Source organism: Mesorhizobium delmotii, from assembly GCF_900149755.1.
Classification (GTDB): domain Bacteria; phylum Pseudomonadota; class Alphaproteobacteria; order Rhizobiales; family Rhizobiaceae; genus Mesorhizobium; species Mesorhizobium delmotii.
In genome coordinates, this window is record NZ_FUIG01000001.1 from 1 (window position 1) to 7,733 (window position 7,733).

General features: G+C 56.8%; 5 protein-coding genes and 4 pseudogenes. 2 read left to right on the top strand and 7 right to left on the bottom strand.

What is annotated here, in order from left to right; all coding sequences use genetic code 11:
- Positions 1–53 precede the first annotated feature (53 nt).
- The 6 genes and pseudogenes from BQ8482_RS00005 to BQ8482_RS00030 form a co-directional block, all read right to left on the bottom strand.
- Positions 54–672, bottom strand: a pseudogene (locus BQ8482_RS00005) (3-oxoacid CoA-transferase subunit B).
- A 15-nt stretch (positions 673–687) separates the two neighbouring features.
- A pseudogene (locus tag BQ8482_RS00010) lies at positions 688–1,376 on the bottom strand (CoA transferase subunit A).
- Between the two features lie 11 nt (positions 1,377–1,387).
- On the bottom strand, positions 1,388–1,798 hold the full coding sequence (locus BQ8482_RS00015) for a hypothetical protein (protein ID WP_123145726.1): 411 nt from the start codon (positions 1,796–1,798) through the stop codon (positions 1,388–1,390).
- Between the two features lie 147 nt (positions 1,799–1,945).
- The gene (locus BQ8482_RS00020) at positions 1,946–3,433 is read right to left on the bottom strand and encodes a carnitine 3-dehydrogenase (RefSeq protein WP_123145727.1); all 1,488 of its coding nucleotides are present in this window, start codon (positions 3,431–3,433) and stop codon (positions 1,946–1,948) included.
- A gap of 94 nt (positions 3,434–3,527) precedes the next feature.
- A complete protein-coding gene (gene bcoG, locus BQ8482_RS00025) occupies positions 3,528–4,427 on the bottom strand; it encodes a 3-dehydrocarnitine:acetyl-CoA trimethylamine transferase BcoG (protein ID WP_123145728.1) in 900 nt (299 codons plus the stop codon).
- 82 nt (positions 4,428–4,509) lie between these two features.
- Entirely contained in the window at positions 4,510–5,286 is a 777-nt protein-coding gene (locus tag BQ8482_RS00030) for an SDR family oxidoreductase (RefSeq protein WP_123145729.1), read from the bottom strand.
- Positions 5,287–5,907: 621 nt separating this feature from the next.
- On the opposite strand from BQ8482_RS00030, the pseudogene BQ8482_RS40895 reads away from it, so the two are divergent.
- Positions 5,908–6,099 (top strand): annotated as a pseudogene (locus tag BQ8482_RS40895) (ATP-binding protein); the annotation flags it as partial.
- On the opposite strand, the gene BQ8482_RS00040 reads toward BQ8482_RS40895, so the two are convergent.
- The gene (locus BQ8482_RS00040) at positions 6,095–7,042 is read right to left on the bottom strand and encodes an IS481 family transposase (protein ID WP_123145730.1); all 948 of its coding nucleotides are present in this window, start codon (positions 7,040–7,042) and stop codon (positions 6,095–6,097) included. The pseudogene BQ8482_RS40895 and the gene BQ8482_RS00040 sit on opposite strands and share 5 nt — an antisense overlap.
- 53 nt (positions 7,043–7,095) lie before the next feature.
- Here BQ8482_RS00040 and BQ8482_RS40900 point away from each other — a divergent pair.
- Positions 7,096–7,206, top strand: a pseudogene (locus tag BQ8482_RS40900) (ATP-binding protein); the annotation flags it as partial.
- Positions 7,207–7,733 lie beyond the last annotated feature (527 nt).

The following is a 7,733-nucleotide window of genomic DNA, read 5'->3' on the forward strand; positions in this document are numbered from 1 at the left end:
AACTGCCGGGACTAAACATCTAGGACTCCGTCTGTCAGATAAAGTTTAAACTTTTACACTTCAGTGGCCCTGCGGAGTTCGGTGTCGGTCACGCCGTCGGCGAGTTCCACCACCTTCAGCCCGTCCTCGACGACGTCGAGCACGCCAAGGTTGGTGATGATCCGATCGACCACGCCTCGCCCTGTCAGCGGCAGGCTACAGCCTTTCAGCACCTTGGATTTCCCAGCCTTGTTGGTGTGATCCATGACCACGACCGCCCGCTTCACTCCGGCGACCAGATCCATCGCCCCGCCCATGCCTTTGACGAGCTTGCCCGGTACCATCCAATTTGCCAGGTCGCTGCTTTCGGCAAACCGCCATCGCGCCGAGGACCGCCATGGCGATCTTGCCGCCGCGGATCATTGCGAAGCTCTGCGCCGAGTCAAAGAAGGCCGAATGCGGTAATGCGGTCACCGTCTGCTTGCCGGCATTGATAAGATCGGCATCGACTTCATCGTCAGTCGGAAACGGTCCGATACCCAACAGCCCGTTCTCCGATTGCAGCGTCACCCGAACTCCCTCGGGAATGTGATTGGCAACCAGGGTCGGAATGCCAATGCCAAGATTGACATACATGCCGTCCTGAAGTTCGCGGGCGGCGCGCGCCGCCATCTGGTTCCGATCCCAGCCCATGGAAGTTTCCCCCACTCAAGCTGCCACGCGCGTTGTGCGCTGTTCAATGCGCTTCTCGTGCACACCTTGGATCAAGCGATGCACATAGATGCCTGGCAGGTGAACATGGTCAGGGTCGAGGCTGCCGACGGGTACGATCTCCTCGACCTCGGCGACGCAGATCCTGCCGCAGGTTGCAGCCGGCGGGTTGAAGTTGCGCGCTGTCTTGCGAAAGACAAGATTGCCCGAACTATCCGCCTTCCAAGCCTTCCCAATGGATAAATCGGCAACGATCGCGGTTTCAAGCAAATAGGTCTCGCTGTGGAAGGTTTGTGTTCCTTGCCCTCGGCAACGATCGTGCCTACCCCGGTCTTCGTATAAAAGCCTGCGATGCCGGCGCCCCCAGCGCGCATGCGTTCGGCCAGAGTCCCCTGAGGCCTGAATTCGAGTTCCAGTTCCAGTTCACCGCTCAGGTACTGACGCATGAACTCGGCATTCTCGCCGACATAGGACGAGATCATCTTCTTTATCTGCTTCGTCTTCAGCAGCACGCCGAGCCCGAAATCGTCGACGCCGCAATTGTTCGATGCAATCGTCAGCCCCGTCGTGCCGGCGTCCCGGATCACCCCGATCAAAAGCTCCGGGATCCCGCAAAGCCCAAACCCGCCCGCAGCGATCACCATCCCGTCAAACAATAGACCTTCCAGCGCAGAACCGGCTTCCATATAGATCCTGTTCACGAAGCTCTCCAATGGCGGTTGACGTTGTTTCCGCGATAGTCCCTTACCAACGCGGCAGATAGCTCCTCGACTTCGGCTTTAGTTGCTACGGGCGGTGCGGGCCAAGCCGGGAATGTCCCTTGTGGCATTGCGCAAGCGACAAGATCGCGATCGCGGCCGCGTTGGAATCCGCTCACCAATCTCAAGTGTCCGATCATATGGCTTGCGATTGCTCCGGTCGCCACGAACTCGATCTCGCCCCCAGGTCCCACCCCGCGCACCTCGCCGGCGATCGGCACCTGCGCGAACTTTTCCTTCAAAGGCCCCATCAAGCGTGCATTGCCTTGGTCGATTGAATTGGCCTTCGGCCCGTCCAGAATGATTTCAAAGATCGGCCCATTTCGCTTAATCTTTGAAGGCCCCTGCATCCTTTCTCCAGAGGTCGCTGGGTTAGACGCTCGTTGTGGTGAGGGATTGATCGCAACCTCTGCACGACGAGCAAAGGGTTTTGTCTCTGTCGGCCGAAATCCGGCGCCGGAAGACAAGCCATACCGTCCCCCGCATCAAGGGTGTAATCAACTCCTCTGCCCAACCGATCGTCCCGCGGCGTCGGGTGCTGGCAGTACTGCATGGGCTTCGATGAGAAGCTTGAGCTTCCCCATCACCTCAGGCAGTGGGGGAACGGAGCGGCTCTCCTTCGACGAAACATGGAGCAATAGGTGCTCGTAAGTCGACAGCAGGGTGTCGTCGGAAGCTCGATACAACGACATAAAGGTATGGATCTTTTTGCCGTCCGACGGCAGGAGTTGAGCCGTGACATATAGTGCGTCCCCAAGCCTCGCCTCAGCAAGGAGCCGAACATGGCTCTCCACCGTGTAGTAGCTGTGGCCTGACCTCACATAGTCCGTGTCGACGCCAATCATTTGAAGGAGCGCCTCGCTAGCATCGGCGAAGCACTGAGTGTATCGGTATTCGGTCATGTGGCCATTATAGTCGATCCAAACAGCAGGAACTTTCACTTCGAGAAGCTTTAATGCCTCGTTACTGGGATTGGCTTGATGTTTCGGCGCCGTCTTCCAGAGATGAGCCTCGAACTCGGCCAGCAGCTTCCCGGCGCCCCAGCCACGCCCCTCATCGCCGGCTTTTAGCGCCTGCATGATACCGACGAGATTCTGATCGCGGATCCGTTCGAGCTCTCGAATGCCACGCTGCCCCGACTGGGCGTCAGACTGGACGGCGATCTTTTCGACAAGGTCAGCATCCGGGTCGACCACATCGGTTAGCTTGGTCCAAGGCCGGGAAAGGCTGGGACCATACTTGGAAAGAAAGTCGCGCATGCCGGCTCCGCCGCCAGCCATGCGGTATGTCTCGAAGAGGCCCATTTGAGCCCAGCGAAGACCGAAAGAGTAGCGGATCACATTATCAAGCGTTTCGGTATCGCAGATGTCGTCCTTGATCAGCCAGAGGGCTTCACGCCAGAAGGCCTCCAGAAGGCGGTCCCCGACGAAAGCTTCAATTTCCTTGTTGATGATCATCCCGGTCATGCCGATAGTCGCAAGCTTGACCTTGGCGTCTTCGAGCACCGCTCTCGTGGTATTCTTGCCACCAACGAGCTCGGCCAGCGGGAGCAAATAGACAGGGTTGTAGGGATGAGCGACGAACATGCGCTCTGGGTGCCTCATGTCGCGCTGGAGATCGGTCGGCATCAGGCCGGAAGTCGAAGAGCCGATCAGCGCCTTGGGATCGGCAGCAGCGTCTATCTGGGCGAGCACGCTGCGCTTAAGGTCGAGCTTTTCCGGCACACTCTCCTGAATCCAGTCTGCGCCTCGCACGGCCTCCTCGAGCGACTCGCTGAAACTTAAAGTGCCCTTGACGGGAAGCGGGGCGCTCGTGAGCATACCATACGCGCGTTCGGCATTTGCCATGACTTCGGACATGAGCCGCTGAGCTTCCGGATGCGGATCGAAGATTCTGGTATCGGTGCCGGCTAGGACGAAGCGTGCCGCCCAAGCTCCACCTATAACGCCACCCCCGATACAAGCCGCCTTACTGATTTTAGCCATCTTCTAGGTTCCGAATTGCTTCTTCATCGAGTCTGAGGCGAGCATTCCAAGGACGCAGCTCGCGATGACCCGCTTCCTGTAGGAAGCATGGCACTTACCGCTTTGTGAGTTTAAGCTTCCGCCGTACCTCATCGGGGCCGATAATCCTGCCGCCCATGTTTTCGACGACATTGACGGCCTTCTCGACCAACTGACCGTTGGTTGCAAGCTGACCTTTGGCAACGTAAAGATTGTCTTCGAGACCAACGCGCACGTTACCGCCTGCTAGCACAGCCGCCGCCGGATATGCCATCGCGTCGCGTCCTATCGCAAAGATTGAAAAGGTCCAGTTCGAGGGAACGCTGTTCACCATCGCCATTAAAGTGTTGAGGTCATTAGGGGCCCCCCATGGAACACCCATGCAGAGCTGAACCAAGACAGGGTCTTCAATCAGGCCCTCTTCGACAAGTTGCTTTGCGAACCACAAATGTCCCGTATCGAAGACCTCCATCTCCGGGCGAACGCCAAAATCGGTCATCATCTTCGCCAACGCGCGAAGTGTCGATGGCGTATGCACCATCACATAATCGCCAAGCTTGAAATTCATCGTGCCGCAATCAAGTGTACAGATCTCCGGGGCGCACTCGAGAATGTGGCTGAATCTTTCGGATACACCGACAAGATCAGTAGTGGGGTCGAGTGGAAAGGGCTGTTCGACACTCCCGAAAATCATGTCACCGCCCATACCTGCGGTGATGTTTAGCACCACGTCGGTATCCGCCTGTCGGATACGGTCAGTGACTTCTTTATATAGTTCATGCTTTCGAGACGGTGCCCCGGTTTCAGGGTCACGAACATGAATGTGCACGACTGCGGCTCCCGCCTTTGTAGACTCGACGGCAGCGGCTGCAATTTCTTTCGGGGAACGAGGAACGTGGCGGGAAGTGGATGCAGTATCTGCTGCGCCGGTCAAGGCACATGTGATAAAGACTTCGCGGTTCATAGATAGAGGCATCAATTTTCTCCTTAGCTGAGCACAGGTAGCAGCGGTGGTGCGTTTTGCCGTGCCGGCGCTCTGGCCGAAACGTTTTGCTCTCTTAGTATTCAGAGGATATTGTTTGACCGTCGATCGCGATCGACTGTCCTGAAATAATTCGGCCATGAGGACTGCAAAGGTACAGAATCATACTCGCGATTTCTTGGACACTCACCAGCCTTCGCATCGAAAACAGTTTGAGCTCTGCCTGCCTGATTTGCTCGATTGGCACTCCACGTGATTGCGCAGCCATAAGCTGTACGCGTTCCAATCTGGGTGTATCAACAGCACCGGGGCAAATCGCGTTCACATTGATGTTGTGCTGGCCCAACTCCATTGCCATGACGTCTGTAAGTCCGATAACGCCATATTTAGCGACGCAGTAAGGGGAGCGCAGTGAATACGGCAGGAAGCCGGCGGTTGAAGACATGTTTATGACGGATCCTCCTCCGGCCGCCTTGATCAATGGCGCCGCAGATCTCGCGCAATAAAAGGCGCCATCCAGATTTACGGCGAGGGTGGCTCTCCATTCTTCGTCACTCACAGCTTCCACCGGCTTCGACGGACCCGAGGTGCCAGCGTTGTTTATCAAGATATCCAGTCCGCCCAGGCGGAGATCAACTTCCTCAAAGAGTTTAGCCACCGCTTCGGACTTCGAAACGTCAGCGGCGACTGCAACTATGCCTGTGCTTGGCTGAACACTTTGAATAGCCTCGGGGTCGACATCGCAGACGAGCACTTTCGCTCCCTCGGCAGAAAAGCGTTCTGCCACCGCTCTTCCAATACCGGCAGCACCCGCTGTAACCAGAACACGCTTATTCTCTAACTCCAGATCCATTTAGCCTATCCCTTTACATCAAGAATTCTGTTCGCGAACCCAAACTTTGTGAGCGATTGGTTGCGAAAGGATAACGAGTTTGACTCACCACGCGCATTGCATGGGCAGGAAGTCACCCTCGGAGATAGAATGGACGTTATATATTAAAATACAGCTCGTCAAGCTCGGCTAAGTCCATCGCGCGCTTCGCTTCTTTGGCCAGTCCCCAAATGGAGGGTGGCGCATTGGAGGCGAATGGATTTGTCTCAGTAAGGGCCCCCTTACTCGATTGTTTTTGTTCACACCTTCGCAAATGTGAAGCGCGCTGAAATGAGCCAGCTTGCGTAGGCCGCGGAGCAGTCTTGGGAAGTGACCGGCCTAGATGACCGCGTCAACTTAATGAGTGAGAAATCATCAGCGTGACAAACGTTTTGCGTAATGCTTGTTATTTACAACGAACTTCCCAAATTGGACTGGATTGCGTAAGCCACAAATTTCTCCGTGTCGTAGCCCCACCTTCTCCTGTCCGCCTCCTGTTGAGCCAGCTTGAAGCAGGGCTTCGTCCTATGGGGCCAATAGGGTGGCGGTTGGCCACGCCGTACAGGATCGCTCAAGCACTTTAAGAGTGCATGACACTTCGCCGAGCTCGGCTATCTCCCGTTCGAAGCCAATGCCGCACATCTGTTCTTCCAGCTGGTGTCGCGGCGTTATGAGCGGGGTCGATCCTAATCACCTCCAACCGCTCCGGTGGGCGAATGGGGCAGCGTGCTTGGCGATCCCGTGGTGGCAACCGCGATCCTTGATCGCCTGCTTCATCATTCGACAGTGATTACCTGTTTAGTCCCGGCATTTGATGGGTGGGATCGAATCGGAACCGTTCAGGCTCTTTTGCCCAGATTTTGCAGATGAACTCGTGGGGTGTGAGGCCCTTGAGGGTCTTAAGCCGGCGCGCGAAATTGTAAGCTAAGATGAAGTCGGCGAGATGCCGGCGCAGTTGATCGTGATCGTCATAGTGGAAGCGCTTGACGGTGGCGTCCTTGATGGTCCGATTCATCCGCTCGACCTGGCCGTTCGTCCAGGGATGGTTGATCTTTGTGAGCCGGTGCTCGATGTCATGTTCGTCGCAGATGCCGTCGAAGATGTGCTGAAGGGCATGCCGGTCGCAGGTCCGGTTGGTGGACTGAATGCCGTTGTCGGTCAGAATGGTATGGATGGCATAGGGCACGGTCGCGATCAGGTTGCGAAGGAATTGGGCCACCGCCATCTTGCCCGCCGTCGGGTGCAATTCCGCATAGGCGAATTTCGACGTCCGATCGATGGCCACGAAAAGGCGCAGCTTGCCCTCGGCGGTCTGCACCTCGGCGAGGTCGATGTGGAAATAGCCGAGCGGATAGGCGTTGAACTTCTTCCTGGCCGGCTTGTCGGCGTCCTGCGGCAGCCGCGAAATGCCATGGCGCTGAAGGCAGCGATGCAACGACGAGCGCGTCAGATGCGGGATCGAGGGCTGTAGGGCATAGAGGCAATCATCCAGCGCCAGCAACGTGTGCTTGCGAAAGGCGACGATCACCGCTTCCTCTTCGAGCGACAGCACTGTCGATCTTGGTTTCTTCGGGCCGGTGGGAAGATCGGCGGTCGAGGTCCGGTTCCTCCACTTTCTAACGGTCTTCTGATCGATGCCGTAGCGCTTGGCCAGCGCTCTCAGGCTCTCTTGACTATGCTGTATCGCTCGACGGACTGCCTCTGTCGTCGTGGCGCGGCGGTGTAGAACCTGTCCCATAGCGCATCCTTTGATTCGGACGGCAATGATGCGCCATTAAAGTCCGGGATCAAACAATTTTTACCATCCGTGGCGACAGCTACCGGCTTCGCGAAAAGCGTCGTTCCGGCCTATTGCAGAAGGCCGGAACGACGCTCGAAATCAAGGAAACCGCAAAACAATGAGAGGGGGTCAAATCTCCAGTTCGCCTTGTAAAATGCACACGCTGTGGCGCAGTACGCGCACCGACAATGGGCCGGTCTGCCCTCCAGTTCGCGCGCCTTTATCGCTGGATGACGTTTGCGCCCTTGTCCGAACGCGAACCATCGTGAACTGGCGAAATCCCAAGTGGCATCCCGCCTTTTGCAGTCCGTCAATGCTAGGCGCCCGACGGCAAGAGAGGCGCTATCCGGTCGACGTGGTGCAAGCGCGGGCGGAAGGCTTTCTCTTCGGAACGTCGCCGGTCAGGTCACAGGTGCAGAGAGCAGGTCGGTCTGCGCTCTCCAGGTTTCCTGTGTCGTGCGGCGGGTAATCCGGGGCACGTCAACCATCTCAGCGCCGGTGCTGATTACCTATCCTTTTACATTCCTGACTCTATTCTGATCATCGCAAATCATAAGCGCTTGTTGTTGTGCCCAATAGCGAACCATGCGCAAATGTAGCTCCAATTGTGAGCGCAGAACGGAAGTGGTCCAGACGGCACGATTTGTCA

Excerpts from the sequence above, each read along its gene's own strand:
- BQ8482_RS00015 (WP_123145726.1), bottom strand. The coding sequence starts at position 1,798 with ATGCAGGGGCCTTCAAAGATTAAGCGAAATGGGCCGATCTTTGAAATC.
- BQ8482_RS00020 (WP_123145727.1), bottom strand. The coding sequence starts at position 3,433 with ATGGCTAAAATCAGTAAGGCGGCTTGTATCGGGGGTGGCGTTATAGGT.
- bcoG (WP_123145728.1), bottom strand. The coding sequence starts at position 4,427 with ATGCCTCTATCTATGAACCGCGAAGTCTTTATCACATGTGCCTTGACC.
- BQ8482_RS00030 (WP_123145729.1), bottom strand. The coding sequence starts at position 5,286 with ATGGATCTGGAGTTAGAGAATAAGCGTGTTCTGGTTACAGCGGGTGCT.
- BQ8482_RS00040 (WP_123145730.1), bottom strand. The coding sequence starts at position 7,042 with ATGGGACAGGTTCTACACCGCCGCGCCACGACGACAGAGGCAGTCCGT.